The organism is Citrobacter amalonaticus (assembly GCF_018252635.1).
GTDB lineage: Bacteria > Pseudomonadota > Gammaproteobacteria > Enterobacterales > Enterobacteriaceae > Citrobacter_A > Citrobacter_A amalonaticus_E.
Window position 1 is genome coordinate 269,961 of sequence record NZ_JAGTXM010000005.1, and the last position, 16,815, is coordinate 286,775.

13 protein-coding genes are annotated in these 16,815 nt (G+C 54.8%); 7 read left to right on the plus strand and 6 right to left on the minus strand.

Features of this window, described 5'->3' with window-relative positions:
- Window position 1: 1 nt before the first annotated feature.
- Together dctA and KE671_RS16815 are read left to right on the plus strand one after the other, a co-directional pair.
- The gene (gene dctA, locus KE671_RS16810) at window positions 2–1,288 is read left to right on the plus strand and encodes a C4-dicarboxylate transporter DctC (RefSeq protein ID WP_042323143.1); all 1,287 of its coding nucleotides are present in this window, start codon (window positions 2–4) and stop codon (window positions 1,286–1,288) included.
- Window positions 1,289–1,509: 221 nt separating this feature from the next.
- A complete protein-coding gene (locus tag KE671_RS16815; RefSeq protein WP_206163899.1) occupies window positions 1,510–3,003 on the plus strand; it encodes a M16 family metallopeptidase in 1,494 nt (497 codons plus the stop codon).
- 94 nt (window positions 3,004–3,097) lie between these two features.
- Here KE671_RS16815 and KE671_RS16820 read toward each other — a convergent pair whose 3' ends face one another.
- Window positions 3,098–4,027 carry a sugar kinase gene (locus KE671_RS16820; RefSeq protein ID WP_206163900.1) on the minus strand — a complete coding sequence of 310 codons (930 nt, stop codon included), beginning with the start codon at window positions 4,025–4,027 and terminating at the stop codon, window positions 3,098–3,100.
- Between the two features lie 232 nt (window positions 4,028–4,259).
- Here KE671_RS16820 and pdeH point away from each other — a divergent pair, with 232 nt between their 5' ends.
- Both pdeH and KE671_RS16830 read left to right on the plus strand, forming a co-directional pair.
- Window positions 4,260–5,027, plus strand: coding sequence for a cyclic-guanylate-specific phosphodiesterase (gene pdeH / locus KE671_RS16825; protein ID WP_206163901.1), 768 nt, complete (start codon window positions 4,260–4,262; stop codon window positions 5,025–5,027).
- Between the two features lie 78 nt (window positions 5,028–5,105).
- Complete coding sequence (locus KE671_RS16830; RefSeq protein WP_206164042.1) at window positions 5,106–7,166, plus strand: AsmA family protein; 2,061 nt, start codon at window positions 5,106–5,108, stop codon at window positions 7,164–7,166.
- Window positions 7,167–7,271: 105 nt separating this feature from the next.
- On the opposite strand, the gene KE671_RS16835 is transcribed toward KE671_RS16830, so the two are convergent.
- The 3 genes from KE671_RS16835 to KE671_RS16845 all read right to left on the minus strand — a co-directional run bounded on the left by KE671_RS16835 (window position 7,272) and on the right by KE671_RS16845 (window position 10,922).
- On the minus strand, window positions 7,272–8,594 hold the full coding sequence (locus tag KE671_RS16835) for an MFS transporter (RefSeq protein WP_206163902.1): 1,323 nt from the start codon (window positions 8,592–8,594) through the stop codon (window positions 7,272–7,274).
- A gap of 352 nt (window positions 8,595–8,946) precedes the next feature.
- A complete protein-coding gene (yhjD, locus tag KE671_RS16840) occupies window positions 8,947–9,975 on the minus strand; it encodes an inner membrane protein YhjD (protein WP_206163903.1) in 1,029 nt (342 codons plus the stop codon).
- A gap of 47 nt (window positions 9,976–10,022) precedes the next feature.
- A complete protein-coding gene (locus KE671_RS16845) occupies window positions 10,023–10,922 on the minus strand; it encodes a LysR family transcriptional regulator (protein WP_206163904.1) in 900 nt (299 codons plus the stop codon).
- Window positions 10,923–11,040: 118 nt separating this feature from the next.
- Here KE671_RS16845 and KE671_RS16850 point away from each other — a divergent pair, with 118 nt between their 5' ends.
- Both KE671_RS16850 and KE671_RS16855 read left to right on the plus strand, forming a co-directional pair.
- A complete protein-coding gene (locus tag KE671_RS16850; protein WP_206163905.1) occupies window positions 11,041–11,799 on the plus strand; it encodes an SDR family NAD(P)-dependent oxidoreductase in 759 nt (252 codons plus the stop codon).
- Window positions 11,800–12,157: 358 nt separating this feature from the next.
- Window positions 12,158–12,757, plus strand: coding sequence for a helix-turn-helix transcriptional regulator (locus KE671_RS16855; protein WP_206163906.1), 600 nt, complete (start codon window positions 12,158–12,160; stop codon window positions 12,755–12,757).
- Between the two features lie 15 nt (window positions 12,758–12,772).
- Here the strand turns inward: KE671_RS16855 and KE671_RS16860 are convergent, their stop codons facing one another.
- Window positions 12,773–13,321: a GNAT family N-acetyltransferase gene (locus KE671_RS16860; RefSeq protein ID WP_206163907.1), complete on the minus strand. Its 549-nt coding sequence runs from the start codon at window positions 13,319–13,321 to the stop codon at window positions 12,773–12,775.
- A 152-nt stretch (window positions 13,322–13,473) separates the two neighbouring features.
- On the opposite strand from KE671_RS16860, the gene KE671_RS16865 reads away from it, so the two are divergent.
- Complete coding sequence (locus KE671_RS16865; protein WP_206163908.1) at window positions 13,474–15,054, plus strand: STY4199 family HEPN domain-containing protein; 1,581 nt, start codon at window positions 13,474–13,476, stop codon at window positions 15,052–15,054.
- Window positions 15,055–15,057: 3 nt separating this feature from the next.
- Here KE671_RS16865 and KE671_RS16870 read toward each other — a convergent pair whose 3' ends face one another.
- On the minus strand, window positions 15,058–16,707 hold the full coding sequence (locus KE671_RS16870) for an alpha,alpha-trehalase (RefSeq protein ID WP_206163909.1): 1,650 nt from the start codon (window positions 16,705–16,707) through the stop codon (window positions 15,058–15,060).
- Between the last annotated feature and the right edge of the window lie 108 nt (window positions 16,708–16,815).

Sequence of the window (16,815 nt, forward strand, 5' to 3'; positions counted from 1 at the left end):
TATGAAAATCTCTCTGTTTAAAAGCCTCTACTTTCAGGTCCTGACAGCAATTGCCATCGGTATTCTCCTTGGCCATTACTATCCTGAATTAGGCGCACAAATGAAACCGCTTGGCGACGCGTTCGTTAAGCTGATCAAGATGGTCATCGCACCTGTTATCTTCTGTACTGTCGTGACCGGCATTGCAGGCATGGAAAGTATGAAAGCGGTGGGCCGTACGGGTGCGGTTGCGCTGCTTTACTTTGAGATTGTCAGTACGATCGCGCTGATCATTGGTCTCATCATCGTTAACGTGGTGCAACCCGGTGCCGGGATGAACGTTGATCCGGCAACGCTGGATGCGAAAGCGGTAGCTATTTACGCCGAGCAGGCAAAAGACCAGGGAATCGTAGGCTTCCTGATGGATATTATCCCGGGCAGCGTCATTGGCGCCTTTGCCAGCGGTAACATCCTGCAGGTTCTGCTGTTTGCGGTGATGTTTGGGTTTGCCCTGCATCGTCTGGGCAGCAAAGGCCAGTTGATTTTCAACGTCATCGAAAGCTTCTCGCAGGTCATTTTCGGCATCATCAACATGATCATGCGTCTGGCGCCAATCGGGGCGTTCGGGGCGATGGCGTTTACCATCGGTAAATATGGCGTGGGTACGCTGGTGCAGTTGGGGCAACTGATCGTCTGCTTCTACATCACCTGTATCCTGTTTGTGGTTGTTGTGCTGGGTTCGATCGCCCGTGCGACAGGCTTTAGCATTTTTAAATTTATCCGCTATATCCGTGAAGAACTGTTGATCGTTCTGGGCACGTCCTCTTCCGAGTCTGCGCTGCCGCGTATGCTCGATAAGATGGAGAAGCTCGGCTGTCGCAAATCGGTAGTGGGGCTGGTCATTCCCACCGGGTATTCGTTTAACCTTGACGGAACCTCGATATACCTGACGATGGCGGCAGTGTTTATCGCCCAGGCCACTAACAGCCATATGGATATTTTCCATCAGATCACGCTGCTGGTGGTGTTGCTGCTCTCCTCTAAAGGGGCGGCAGGCGTCACCGGAAGTGGCTTTATCGTGTTGGCGGCGACCATCTCTGCGGTTGGCCATCTGCCGGTTGCTGGTCTGGCGCTGATCCTGGGTATCGACCGCTTCATGTCTGAAGCCCGTGCGCTGACCAACCTGGTCGGTAACGGCGTGGCAACGGTAGTGGTTGCGAAGTGGGTGAAGGAACTGGACCACAAGAAGCTTGATGATGTGCTGAATAATCGTGCACCTGAAGGCAAAACGCACGAAATATCCTCTTAATCTCGATACTTATGACCGCAGTCCCTTGTGGGGCTGCGGTCTCCTGCGCATAATTGACCCCTGGGCCCGAATCCTTCAACATGGAGATATCGGGTTTATTTCACTTCTTCCGTGACATTTTCATGTTCTTGCGGTCTAACACGAAGTGTTTTTAACGTCATATTCAGACAAGCCCACCTGGGGTTGTCTTTTATTACCAGGATTGTTGATCAGGGGTTCACATGCAGGGCACAAAAATTCGACTTATAGCGGGCGGTTTGCTGATGATGGCCACTGCTGGCTATGTGCAGGCAGATGCGCTCCAGCCTGACCCGGCATGGCAACAGGGGACGCTGGCAAATGGTTTACAGTGGCAAGTGTTAGCCACTCCGCAGCGCCCCAGCGACCGTATTGAGGTCCGTCTGCTGGTAAATACCGGTTCGCTCGCCGAAAGTACTCAACAGAGCGGTTTTAGTCATCTTATTCCCCGTATTGCATTAACCCAGAGCGGCGGCCTCGATGCCGCACAGGCGCGTTCACTCTGGCAACAGGGGTTTGACCCTAAGCGTCCGATGCCGCCCGTGACCGTCTCTTACGACTCCACGCAGTACAATCTTAGCCTGCCCAATAACCGCAACGATCTGCTGAAAGAGTCGCTGAACTATCTGGCGAACACGATGGGTAAGCTGACCATCACTCCCGATGTCGTGAATCATGCGCTAAACACCGAGGACATGGTCACCACGCTGCCCGTCGACACGAAAGACGGCTGGTGGCGTTATCGTCTGAAAGGGTCGGCGCTGCTGGGACACGATCCCGCCGAGCCGGTAAAAATGCCGGTAGATGCGGCAAAAGTGCATGATTTCTATCAGAAATGGTATACCCCGGACGCGATGACGCTGATCGTCGTTGGCAACGTTGATGCGCGTTCTGTGGCCGAGCAAATCAATAAAACGTTTGGTGAACTGAAAGGGAAACGTGAAACGCCTGCGCCTGTGCCGACGCTCTCGCCGCTGCGTGCGGAAGCAGTGAGCATTATGACCGACGCGGTGCGCCAGGATCGTCTCTCTGTGATGTGGGATACGCCGTGGCAGCCGATTCGCGAGTCCGCCGCGCTGTTGCGCTACTGGCGTGCGGATTTAGCGCGTGAGGCGCTGTTCTGGCACGTTCAGCAGGCGCTGAGTAAGAGTAACGCGAAAGATATCGGCCTCGGCTTTGACTGCCGCGTGCTGTTCCTGCGCGCCCAGTGCGCAATCAACATCGAATCGCCAAACGACAAGATTTCCGCCAATCTGAGCACCGTGGCGCGTGAACTGGCGAAGGTGCGTGATAACGGCCTGCCGGAAGAAGAGTTCAACGCACTGGTGGCGCAAAAGAATCTGGAACTGCAGAAACTGTTTGCGACCTACGCCCGTACCGATACCGATATTCTCATCAGCCAGCGCCTGCGTTCGCTGCAAAATCAGGTCGTGGATATCGCGCCTGAACAGTACCAGCGTTTGCGTCTGGACTTTCTGAACAGCCTGACCGTTGAAATGCTGAATCAGGCTCTGCGTCAGCAGTTGTCACAGGATATGGCGCTGATTCTGCTACAGCCGAAAGGCGAACCGGAATTCAACATGAAGGAGCTACAGGCGACGTGGGATCAAATCATGGCACCGGTGACTGCCGCGGCGACGCCGGTAGAAACGGATGATGCACATCCCGAAGTCACCGATATTCCGGCTGCGCAGTAGGGGATTGCCTGATGACGCTGCGCTTATCAGGCCTACGGAGAAGATTTCTGTAGGCCTGATAAGGCGTTTACGCCGGCATCAGGCCTGGCCGGTTTTACTGCGGCATGGCGTCGCGTGGGATAATTGCCCCACGATGCTGAATGACGGTGCTGGCGGTCAGATGACCCCGTCTGGCGGCATCGGCGGCATCACCACCGGTTAAACGAACGGCCAGATACCCGGCGCTGAACGAATCGCCAGCGGCAGTGGTATCGATCACTTTTTCTTTCGGCAGTTTCACTGCCGGAACGTCGATCAGCGCTTCACCGTTGACCGATACCAGGCACGACTCCGCACCGCGTTTAATCACCACTTCCTGCACACCCGCGGCATGCGTCCGCGCGATCACCTCTTCAACCGGCTTCACGCCCCAGAGCGCATCTTCGTCGTCCAGCGTCAGGAAGGCGATATCGGTGCATTCCAGCATCTTCTGATACACCTGCTGGGTCTCTTCTTTGCTCGTCCACAGGCGCGGACGGTAATTGTTGTCAAAAATCACTTTCCCGCCATTGGCGCGGCATTCGCGCAACAGCGACAGCAGTTTGTCACGGCTGGATGGGCTCAGGATCGCGAGGCTGATACCGCTCAGGTAGAGATAGTCAAAGGTCGCCAGCTCTTCACAGATCGTCGCGGACTGCTCGCTCTCCAGCCAGAATTTTGCCGCCGCCTCGTTACGCCAGTAATAAAACGTCCGCTCGCCGGTGCTGTCGGTCTCGATGTAGTAGAGGCCCGGCAGACGGTTTTCCATACGCTGTGTTAGCGAGGTATCCACGTTTTCGCCTTGCCATGACTCCAGCATCTGCTGGCTGAAACTGTCCGTGCCCAGCGCCGTGACGTAGTGCACGGAGAGCGCCGCAGCATCAACCTGACGGGCAATGTAAACGGAGGTATTCAATGTGTCGCCACCGAATCCGCGCTGAACATCCGCGCCTTTCTGTGACAGCTCAATCATGCATTCGCCAATCACGGCAATCTTTTTGGACATAGTCGTGAACCTGCTTAGAAAAAGTTAGCGTTAGTGTGCGCTGTGGGTGTTAGGTGGTCAATCATATTAAAACAACGTTCCAAAATTTTTTTTGAGCCAGTCCGTATTCTGCGTTGTTTTTTACAAAACCGTTTTCGATTTTGCGCGTGGCTGAACATAAAGTTCTTCGTCTGAAGGCCGATAACCTTTGACGAGTCGGGGCAGTAACACACTTAATCACGGGACATCTGAGATGATAAACCAGGTTATCCAGCAGCGAAGCAATTCCGCGGCGAGCATTGAAAGCTTGCAGGATCGGCGCTTTTGGCTGCAGTGCGAGCGTGCTTACACTTTTCAGCCGATTTACCAGACCGACGGACGCCTGTTAGCCGTTGAACTGCTGACGGTGGTAACGCATCCGGATACTCCGACTCAACGTCTCGCCCCCGATCGCTATTTTGCTGAAGTCGCGGTACGCCAGCGTATCGACGTTGTGAAAGAGCAGCTACAACTCCTGGAACAGAAGGCCGACTTCTTCCGTCATCACAAACTGCTGGCCTCAGTCAACGTCGATGGCCCAACGCTGTTGGCGATGCGTCAGCAACCTGACGTCGTTCAGACGATTGAGCGTATGCCATGGCTGCGTTTTGAACTGGTTGAACATATCCATCTGCCAAAAGAATCCTCTTTTGCCAGCATGTGCGAATTTGGTCCGCTGTGGCTGGATGATTTCGGTACCGGGATGGCAAACTTCTCTGCCCTGAACGAAGTCCGCTATGACTACATTAAAGTCGCGCGCGAACTGTTCGTGATGCTTCGCCAGACGCCAGAAGGGCGCAATCTCTTCACCTTGCTGCTGCAACTGATGAACCGCTATTGCCGTGGCGTAATCGTTGAAGGGGTGGAAACGCTGGAAGAGTGGCGCGATGTTCAACGTTCTCCCGCCTTTGCCGCACAGGGCTATTTTCTGTCGCGCCCGGTTCCGTTCGCCTGTCTCGATGAGGTCATTCTGTCACTGTAAAAAACCGGCCGTTTCCGCTAACTCCGTCGGTCTGGACTATCTTTAGGACAGGCAAGGAAAGACGTGAGGATGCTAACTATGACCAAAGCCGGAAAAATAACTGCAGTGGTAACAGGGACTTTCTTGTTGTTGATCGTGGTCGTTATCGTGCTGATAGCGACATTTGACTGGAACCGCCTCAAACCGACCATCAACCAGAAAGTCTCTACCGAACTTAACCGACCGTTCGCTATTCGCGGTGATTTAGGCGTTGTCTGGGAACGCCAGAAACAGGAGACCGGCTGGCGCAGCTGGGTGCCGTGGCCGCACGTGCATGCTGAAGATATCATCCTCGGCAACCCGCCTGATATTCCTGAAGTAACCATGGTTCATCTTCCCCGCGTGGAAGCGACGCTTGCCCCGCTGGCGTTGTTGACCAAAACCGTCTGGCTGCCGTGGATCAAGCTGGTGAAGCCCGATGCGCGGCTGATTCGCCTGTCTGAAAAAAACAATAACTGGACGTTTAACCTCGCGAGCAGTGAAAACAAAGACCCGAATGCGCAACCGTCTGACTGGTCATTCCGCCTGGATAACATTCTCTTTGATCAGGGGCGGGTAGCCATTGACGATAAGGTCAGCAAAGCCGATATCGAGATCCTGGTTGATCCGCTGGGCAAACCGTTGCCGTTCAGTGAAGTTACGGGAAGTAAAGCGAAAGGCGATAACGCGAAGGTTGAGGATTACGTGTTTGGCCTGAAGGCGCAGGGACGCTACAACGGCGAACCTCTCAGCGGAACGGGAAAAATGGGCGGTATGCTGGCGCTGCGTAGTGAAGGCGCCGCGTTTCCGGTGCAGGCGGATTTCCGCTCCGGCAATACCCGGGTGGCGTTCGTGGGTGTGGTCAACGATCCCATGAAGATGGGTGGGGTCGATCTGCAACTTAAATTCTCCGGGGATTCGCTGGGCGAGCTGTATGATCTGACCGGCGTGCTGTTGCCGGATACGCCGCCGTTTGAAACGGACGGTCGGCTGGTGGCGAAAATCGAACCCGAAAAATCATCTGTATTTGATTATCGCGGATTTAATGGCCGGATCGGCGACAGCGATATTCATGGCTCGCTGACCTATACGACAGGGAAACCGCGTCCGAAGCTGGAAGGCGATGTGGAATCGCGCCAGCTCAGGCTGGCGGATTTGGGGCCGTTGATCGGAGTTGATTCCGGCAAGGGCGCAGAACAGACGAAACGCTCGGAACAGAAAAAGGGCGAAAAGAGCGTACAGCCTGCGGACAAAGTGTTGCCTTACGACCGCTTCGAAACGGACAAATGGAACGTGATGGATGCCGACGTGCGCTTTAAGGGGCGTCGCATCGAACATGGCAGCAGCCTGCCCATCAGCGATCTCTCAACCCACATTATTCTGAAGAATGCCGATCTGCGCCTGCAACCGCTGAAGTTTGGTCTGGCGGGCGGCAGCATCAGTTCGAACATCCATCTGGAAGGGGATAAAAAGCCGATGCAGGGACGCGCGGAGATTCAGGCGCGGCGGCTCAAACTCAAAGAGCTGATGCCGAACGTTGAACTGATGCAGAAAACGCTCGGCGAAATGAACGGTGACGCCGAATTTCGAGGGACTGGAAACTCCGTGGCAGCGCTGCTGGGGAACAGCAACGGCAACCTGAAACTGCTGATGAATGACGGGCTGATCAGCCGCAACCTGATGGAAATCGTCGGTCTGAACGTCGGAAACTTCATCGTAGGGCAGATTTTTGGCGATGATGAAGTTCGGGTCAACTGTGCGGCGGCGAATCTCGATATTGTGAACGGCGTGGCGCGCCCACAAATTTTCGCGTTCGACACTGAAAATGCGCTGATTAACGTCACCGGCACGGCAAGCTTTGCCTCAGAACAACTGGATTTGACCATCGATCCGGAGAGCAAAGGCATCCGTATTATCACGTTGCGTTCACCGCTGTATGTGCGCGGGACGTTTAAGAACCCGCAGGCGGGGGTAAAAGCCGGGCCGTTGATTGCGCGTGGTGCGGTAGCTGCGGCGCTGGCGACGTTAGTGACGCCCGCCGCCGCGCTGCTGGCGCTAATTTCACCGTCAGAAGGTGACGCCAACCAGTGCCGGACGATTTTGTCGCAAATGAAGAAGTGAGGACAGGGGATTTTGTGGGCCGGGCCAGGCATCGCCGCCACCCGGCATTGAAAGATTACAGTTTGTAGGCCGGGTAAGGCATCGCCGTCACCCGGCATTTAAAGATTACAGCGACTGATGGCGCGTCTCATGGGTTAACAGCAGCGCGATCAGCGTTAATGCCGCCATGGACGCCAGATAAGTGCCCACCGCTGCCAGCCCATAGTTGGACTGCAACCATGCGGCGATATAGGGAGCGACGGAGGCTCCGAGAATCGAAGAGACGTTATAGGAGAATGACGCGCCGGTGTAACGCACTTCAGTCGGGAACAGTTCAGGCAACAGTGCGCCCATCGGCCCAAACGTCAGCCCCATCAGGCTCAGCCCCAACAGCAGGAAAGCGAAGACCAGCACCGGATTGCCGGACCCCAGCAGCGGTTTAAAGGCGAACAGCGCAAACAGGATAATCATCGTGGTGATGATGACCATGCTCTTGCGACGACCGAAGGCATCAGCGAGCAGGCCTGCAACCGGCACCATCACGCCAAAGCCAATGACCGCCATCATCAGCATCCACAACACCTCATTACGCGGCAGGCCCAGACCGACCGGCGCAGCGGCAGTACTGAACGTCATCGAATACACGGTCATGATGTAAAACAGCGTATAGGTCGCCAGCATGATGAACGTGCCGAGGATCGTCACGCGAACGTGTTTGGTCAGCAATGTTCCCAGCGGGATTTTCACCTGCTTTTTCGCGGCGGCCACTTTGGCGAAGACCGGAGTCTCATGCAAGGAAACGCGGACGTACAGGCCGATAATCACCAGCACCGCTGAGAAGATAAACGGGACGCGCCAGCCCCAGCTCATAAACTGCTCATCGGTCAGCAGCCAGGAGAGCAGCAGGAAAGTCCCGTTGGCAAAGAAGAAACCAATTGGCGCGCCCAATTGCGGGAAAGAACCGTACAGTGCGCGCTTGCGCGGTGGGGCGTTCTCCGTCGCCAGTAGCGCCGCGCCTCCCCATTCTCCGCCCAGTCCCAGCCCCTGACCAAATCGGGCCAGCGCCAGCAGAAGTGGGGCGAAGATGCCAATGGTGGCATAACCTGGCAGCAGGCCGATGATCACCGTAGAGATCCCCATTGTCAGCAAAGACGCCACCAGCGTTACTTTACGTCCTACGCGGTCGCCAAAGTGGCCGAAGAGCGCGGAACCAATCGGGCGCGCGACAAAGGCAATGGCGAACGTGGCGAGCGACTGTAGCGTTGCCGCTGTCGGGTCGCCCTGCGGGAAGAAGATATGCGGGAAAACAATTACGGCGGCGGTCGCGTAAATGTAGAAGTCGAAGAATTCAATGGCGGTGCCAATGAGCGAGGCGACGACGACTTTATTGCGTGAATTGACCGGAGTATGTTCCTGCTCGTTATCGAGTGTGGTGGCGGTTGCTTGCATAGTATTTTCTTATTTTTGGCGAACGAACGGCCATATTACGCATAGCAAAAGCGACATTTCAATCTGTAACAACCGCTCAACATGGTCAAAAATCAGGCAAAAAGCGGATAATGTTTGCGCCGGCGATTTCGCGTCCATGAAATGCTTCACATAATTTTAAAGTTAGTGGATAAAACTGGTTTTTGGTTAAATAAAAGTTAAGGACTGGATTTAAATGCTGAATGAGTGGAGCGGGACGGAAGTAAGTGCCTGACCCCATTGCCAGATGGCAACGCAAGCATCTTTTCCGGCCTACGGTTTGCGATGTTTTGTAGGCCGGATTAACGCAGCGCCATCCGGCGGAGGGTGAGTATCAACGGTGCGTTTTGCCCGGCATTCGGGGATCGTCTTTGTACTCGGCGGTCGCAATCCACGCTGCGCAGAACAGCGTCAGACGTGCGAAAAAGTAGAAGAACGCCATCAGTCCCAGTACAGAACCAAACGCCGCGCCGGAGGGCGATTTCACCAGCGCTGGCAGAGTCCAGGTCATGATGATTTTAATGACTTCAAAGCCAATCGCCGCAATCAGCGTGCCGCGAATCAATGCCTTTTTACGTGGACGATGACGCGGCAGTCGCCAGAAAATCCAGAAGAACAACAGATAGTTAGCAAAAATAGAGATCGCCAGGCCAATCAGCCGCCAGGTCGGCTTCAGCCACTCAATGCTGTCGAGATAGAGAGCAGAGATAATCATCTGCTGCGCCGAACCGGCGACTGAGGTGATCGACAGCGTCACAATCAGCGCAATCAACAGACCTATCAGCGAGATGAAATCGCGCAGGTATTTGATCCAGATTTTCTCCTGATCCTGTGGCGTGCGTTCCCAGACGTCCCGCGACTGGGCGCGTATCGCCTCGCGCAGGTTGCCCATCCAGTTAATCCCGGAGTAGAGGGCGATCCCTAACCCGACCAGACCGACGGTGGTACGCTGCTGCACCGCCGTATTGATGGTGCTTTTTAGCGTAGCGGCAAGCGTCGGGTCGCTGACGTTCATCAGGATTTTATTGAAGATGTCCTGCAACAGCGTGGGATGTGAGGCAAGAATAAAGCCCGCAGCGGCAAACGACACCATCAGGATGGGGATCATCGACAAAAACGAGAAGTAGGTAATGGCCGCGCCGAACTGGTTCCCTAACCGATCGTTAAAGCGTTCTGCCGCGCGGAGCAGGTGCGCAATGGCCGGAATGCGCTGGATTTTCTCGACTGTGGTGGTCACCGTTTTTAGCTTCTCGCTGGCGGCGCTTTTCTTCTCGTGCTTCACAGCTCCGGTCGTGTCGATTTTACGTACCGGTTCGTGCTCAAGTTCCTGAGTGGGGCGTTTTACGTCGTTATCCTGCATCATCAGGTCAGGCGTCCTTCTTTTGTTAATTCTCTGGACAGTATAGCGTCTCAGTCCACGTAGTCCTTCATTACCCCGGTCAGCCACTCCATAAACAGATGCACACGGCGTGAAAGATTACGCCGGTGCGGGTAAAGCAGCGATACCGGCATCGGCGAGGCGCGGTACTGTGGCAGCACCTCAACGAGCGTACCGCTGCGTAACGCCTCACGAACCCCGACCCGCGGAACCTGAATAATTCCCAGCCCTGCCAGACAGGCGGCGTGATAGGTTTCGGTGCTGTTAACCGTCAGGGTGCCGCCGGTTTTTATCCACTGTGTCCCGCTGCTGGTGGCGATTTCAAAACCCGGCGGTCGTGTTCCCAGGTTTAGGGAGTAATGCACCACCGCATGAGAGGCCAGATCATCAAGACTTTCCGGATAGCCAAAACGCGTCAGATACTGCGGGCTGGCGCAGTTGATCACGGTAAGCTTGCCCAGCGGACGCGCGATCAGACCGGAGTCCTTCAGCGTGCCGACGCGCACCACGCAGTCAAAGCCTTCACGGATCAAATCCACCAGCCGATCGCTGCTGCTGAGCTCAAGTTCAATTCCGGGGTACTGCTGCAAAAAGGCGGGCAGGCGGGGGATCACCAGATTGCGCGCGACGCCAACCGGCATATCAACCCGTAATTTGCCGCTGATGCTGGTGGGATCGTGCTGAAAAAGCCCGTCCAGCTCATCCAGATTGCTCAACAGATCTTTCGCCCGCTCGTAATAGACCATCCCGTCCTGCGTCAGCTGTACCCGTCGCGTGGTGCGGTGCAAAAGCTGGGTGCCCAGATGGTTCTCCAGCGCCTGAATCTGGCGCGATACGCTACCTTTAGGGAGTCCCAGCGTGTCGGCAGCGCGAGAAAAACTCTCCAGCTCTGCGACACGAATGAATAACTGCATTGCATGAATTTTATCCATTCTGTAGCCCTATTGTTGTTCCAGGCGAAACAGTCATGCGCAATTAGCGACATTTATTGTTTTTCTATCACCTAATAAGCTTTATCTCAATCAACACAACAGATGAAATGAGGTTCTTATGACGCAACGTATCGCATTGGTGACCGGCGGGAGCCGCGGGCTGGGTAAAAACGCCGCGCTTAAGCTCGCGGACAAAGGAACGGATATTCTCTTTACTTACCATAGCCAGCAACAGGCGGCGCGGGATGTCGTCGCCGAAATTGAGCAAAAAGGCAGAAAGGCGGCGGCAATTCAACTGAATGTCGGCGATTGTTCCAGTTTTGCGGCGTTCGCCTCTGAGGTGAAAACGCAACTGCATACTCACTGGAACAGAGAGACGTTTGATTATTTAGTGAACAATGCCGGGATCGGGTTATACGCCCCTTTTGCCGACACCTCGGAAGAGATGTTTGACGAACTGATGCGCATCCATTTCAAAGGCCCGTTTTTCCTGACACAGCACCTGTTGCCGCTGATTAACGAGGGCGGGCGTATTCTGAATGTTTCAACCGGGCTGGCGCGTTTTGCCCTGCCGGGGTATGCCGCCTACGCGTCGATGAAAGGAGCGATGGAAGTGCTGACGCGCTACCAGGCGAAAGAACTGGGTGCGCGTGGGATTTCGGTCAATGCCATCGCGCCCGGCGCGATTGAAACCGACTTTGGCGGTGGGCGCCTGCGGGATAATAAAGAGCTGAATGCGTACGTGGCTTCGCAAACGGCCCTGGGCCGCGCCGGTCTCCCTGATGATATTGGCGATGCGATCGCCGCGTTACTCAGCGACGAGCTGGCCTGGATGACGGCACAGCGTATCGAAGTTTCCGGAGGGATGTTCCTGTAAACCGAATTCAGCGGGCCGTTGTGTCCGCTGAATGAACATGAAATGCGAATTTTAATTCTGTTACATAATTTCGCGCAGGAGAAATTTCCTTTTCTCCTGCGCGTTCGTTATTCTCTCTGTGATTTAATATTCAATTAATATTATAAGCAGTGACGTATAAGGAATGTCTTAATTTATTGCCTGTTTTTTATACCCGGATGTAATTTTCGTGTTTCAGCTGTAAGAAATTATTTTTTTACTTCTCTCCTCGCCTGATATCTGTACAATGGCCCCCCGCCAAAAGGCGAATTTTTATTTTACCCCTTGGGTAATACCCTTCCCCTCCTTAATACAATTATCGGAAACGGTGGAGAGAGTAATGCAAATCATCATGTTTGACAGGCAGTCAATATTTATTCATGGAATGAAAATAACGTTACAGCAACGAATTCCGGGAGTGAGTATTCAGGGTGTCAGTCAGGCCGATGAACTCTGGTACAAACTGGAAGAAAACCCTGAAGCCCTGCTAATGCTGGACGGCGATCTGGACAGTGAATTTTGTCACTGGCTATTGCTAAAAACGACGCAGCAGTTCCCGTTAGTTAAAATTTTAATTATTGCCACGCACTGTGGGAAAAAAGGACTGCAGGAGCTGGCGCAATATAATGTTATGGCGATGATCCCACGTGATTCAGAAGCCGAAAAATTTGTGCTGGCGCTAAATAGCGTCATGATGGGGATGGTATTTTTACCCGGAGAATGGTTAACGACGCCGCCTGCGGAATGCCGCGATATTAAATCATTAAGCGCCCGACAGCGTGAGATTTTAACGATGCTGGCAGCCGGTGAGTCAAATAAGGAAATTGGCCGGGCGTTAAATATCAGTACCGGAACCGTGAAAGCCCATCTTGAATCGCTTTATCGCCGACTGGATGTGAAAAATCGCACCCAGGCGGCGATGCTGCTGGTTCAACCTTAATACCCTGCGGTTATATTACGGCCGGGATCCTGCGGTCGTAATATATTCCTGTTTTAATAACCCCAGCAGCCAGTCATTCTGCCAGCGCTGGTGCAGCCAGTAGCTCTCCCTGAGCGTGCCTTCCAGTACAAATCCCACTTTCTCCAGTACATGCCTGGATGCCTGATTACCTTCCTTGACGCAGGCGGTCAGACGGCGCAGGCCACCGCGTGTGAATGCGTAATCGCAGACGGCGCGTAGTGATTCAGTGCCGTATCCCTTTCCCTGCGCGTCGGGCGCTAGCAGAAAACCCACTTCGGCACTCTCTGCTGTACGGTGAATGTAGCCCGTCACCCCGAGCGGCTTGTGCGTCTTATTATCGCACAGGAGCAGACACAGCCAGTGCGAGTCACCTGGATGCCACGCCGGTAAACGAGAATCGAACGCTTCCCGAATCTCGCGCTCACTTCGCGCATCGGCCACATGGCGCATCACGTCCGGATCCTGCTGCAGTGCGAGAAAAAAGAGCCAGTCGGCAGGGACTAGCGGACGGCAGGTCAGACGGGCTGTTTTCAGTATGGGCACGGGCTCTCTCCTGGGATATTTCTCAATGTTCACGTAGCGGTCACTGTATTAATTATTGAACTTGTTATATCTATAAAAACTAATAATTAAAACAAAGAACTAAAGCAAAATTAATGACCTCCGCAGAGAGGCGCTTTTCAATAAGGAAGAGAATGACGATCAGCGTTTTGACCACACGCACCACTTTTGAACACTGTCTGGGGATTATCCGCCAGGCTTCCGTGGAGATCCTGCTGCTGCTGGGGGTGCATGCCTCCGACGGCAAAGATCCGCGCTGGTTTCTGGAACAACTGGATCAGGCTCGCCTGAATCTGGGCGGCTGGAGCCAGGTTGCCAGACGTTTACATCTCAACGACGCACAGCTGAGCCAGTTCACGCTGCAACTGCGCCATCTCCAGCAGTGCGTACCGCAATATGACAGCGGACAGGAGGTCAGTGAGAACCAACTGATTGCCGCCCTGCGCGTGGTCAGGTCGCTGGAACAACTGCGCCATCATCAGTCGTTACTTAATTTTAAAACAGAGATTGAAGAGGCGGACCACAGTCAGCAAGTGCGCGCAGAACGGCAGCTACGCACGATTGAACTGACCCTGAGCGCGCTAATCTCGCAGATGTGGCCGGATAAAACGCAGCTCAACAATTACCTCAAAGACAACTTTGGCGCGGATAAGCTCAGACGCTGGATCAAGCTGAGTGAACGCCAGGATCCGCTGAATGGCATGCGCTTTAGCGAGCTGGCGCTGATGATTGTCGATAAGAAGACCTTCACCCGCCACTATTCCGGCATTTTTAACGATGCGTCAGTGCTGAACCTGTTTGTTGAACCGCGCCTGACGCTGCGGGTGTTTCTCGATGACTGTCGCCAGGCGCGTAACACGGTACTGGTCGGGGAGCCGCTGTCATCGGCGCAGTTGACGTTACTTTCCTGCCAGTTCCAACATATTGTCCGTCCTGTTCAGCGGGCCTATGAGCAAGGGCGCGCCCGCATTAACCCGGCGGCGTTGATGATTGTGGAAGAGGGGCAACTGGCGCAGTTTTGGGAGGACGCGCGGAAAAAGGACCGTCAGGCGGGAGGCGATACCGAGGAAATTGGCGAATCCATTGAACCACCGCGCAAGCGTTCACTGCGCACGGCGGAAGAACGCGAGCAGCTGATCACCGGCGTGCTCTGGGGCGCGGTAGGGATCATGGTGATCGCCATCCTGGGCGGCGGGGCGTGGTTAGTGAGTTCGCAGCCGCCCGCGCCTGCGCCGAATATCAAGATCACTCAGGCGGAACCCAAGCGCGAGTTGCCTTCCGCCCGTGAGATGGTGACGCAGATGGGCATCACCTGGGATGTATTTAACATGCGTGCGGCGATTGATCGCAATGACAGCCGGGTCACCGCGCTCTTTTTGCAGGGCGGTATGAACTGGCAGCTCTCATGGACCGAAACGGCGTTTTCCCGCGACAACACGGATGTCCTCGACCTGTTGTTGCGCTATCCCTCTCAGATGGATGAGAGCAAACCCTGCCGCCGGTTCATCAATACACTCGGTCACGCAATGTCTGGCGGTGCGCGGTTGACGGGTCAACATAAAGCTTATTTGCGGCGCTTTTGCACCGTGCCAGCAGTCGTATCACGACAGCAACATGATGCTGAGCAGGCCGAACGGCGTTACCGCGCCGACCCCAGCGCGGATAACAAGAAATGGCTGAAAATTCAGAGTGATATTTACGACGTGATCCGCTAGCCGTTACGGCTCTCCATATAGCCCAATTAAGCGGCGTACGACGCCGTTGGTCCAGCCAAAGCCATCCTGCAACGGATACTCACCGCCGCCCCCTTCGCGCGGGGTGCCGCTTGCGATGTGATATTTCTCAATAAGCTTATGATGCTGCTGATAAAAATGATTCACCGTCTGCAGCCAGCTATGCGCGATTTCGTCTCCCAGCGCATCATCGCCGTACATTTTAAAGCCCTGAATCGCCATCCACTGTAGCGGCGCCCAGCCGTTGGGCTTATCCCACTGCTCGCCCGTTTCGTATTCGGAGGCCATAATGCCGCCGGGAGTCAACAGACGCGCACGCACGGTATCCCCCAGCCGATCGGCCTGTTCATGGGTTGCCATCCCGACGTAGAGCGGGACAATGCTGGCGGCCGAAAACAGCGCCATCTGCTCCCGTCGCCAGTCGTAATCGCGATAGCAGCCATTTTCCTCATCCCACAAATAGCGGTTGACGGCAGCCCGCCGGTTGCTCGCCTTCTGGCGGAACAGCGCCTCAACGTCACGTTCACCTTTCAGCGCTGAGATATTGGCGATGGTGCTCTCCAGTTTGAACAGGAACGCATTGAGATCGATAGGGATAAACTGCGTGGTGCGAATACTCGCCAGCCGCCCGGCGTCGCGCAGCCAGCGGGAGGAGTAATCCCAGCCGGATGCCGCGCCGGCGCGCAGATCGCGATACACTTCATTCGGCGGGCGACCTGAATGTTTGGCGGTTTCCACATCTTCCAGCCATGACTCATCACGCGGCGTGTCGCGGTCGTCCCAGTAGCGGTTAAGCAGGGAACCATCCGGCATTCTGACCACATGGCGATAGGCCTGGTTGAGCACCAGCGACTCTGCGCCGTCCATCCAGAAGGCATACTCCATTTTCAGATGATCGAGGTAACGCCGTGCGCCGCGTACGCCGTCCTCTTCGAACAGTTCGACCATCAGGGCAAACACCGGCGGCTGCGAGCGGCTGAGATAGTAGGTGCGGTTACCATTGGGAATGTGGCCGTAGTTTTCGATCATCCACGCGAAGTTATCTGCCATACATTTCAGCAGGTCTTCGCGACCGCTTTCCGCCAGCCCCAGCATGGTGAAATAGGAGTCCCAGTAGTAGGTTTCGCTGAATCGGCCGCCGGGCACGATATAGGACTGCGGCAGCGCCAACAGCGATGACCACGGAATATGATCCTGTGGCTCGCGGGTGAGTACCGGCCACAACCGATCGATGTGCTCTTTCAGGGAATTTTCCGGGTCAGAGACATAAGCGCTGTCATACACTTCGGGCAGCCAGAAGTGATTTTCAACAAACTGTCGCAGATCGAAATCCCGGTGGCGTCTGACTTTGCGGTAGCGAATCAGAATATCCAGCGGATCCATTTTCGGCGCACAGTCAGGAAAGGTTTTACTGTCGGCAAAAATTCTCGCGGACTGCACGTGCTCAAACAGTTCAAGATAGCGGTCGGCTGGGGTCAGGGCGTCGGAGGCGGGGAGCCCCTCAATCATCTCAGGTTCCGGTTCTGCTTCAATCATCTCATCCAGTTTTAACTCGCACGGATCCGTTTCGTAGAAAAGATCGACGTCGATCGTGATTTCTTCTGACGGGGCGTGTTGCAGTTTCTGGTTGATCATAATGAGAAAGCCCTCCGGATTGCGTCGTAAAAGATACGGGTGTTGCCCGGCTGTCTTTTAAGCGTAGACATTCGCTTCGGTATGCGGGGTGCAAAGCGTGCGGTAGAT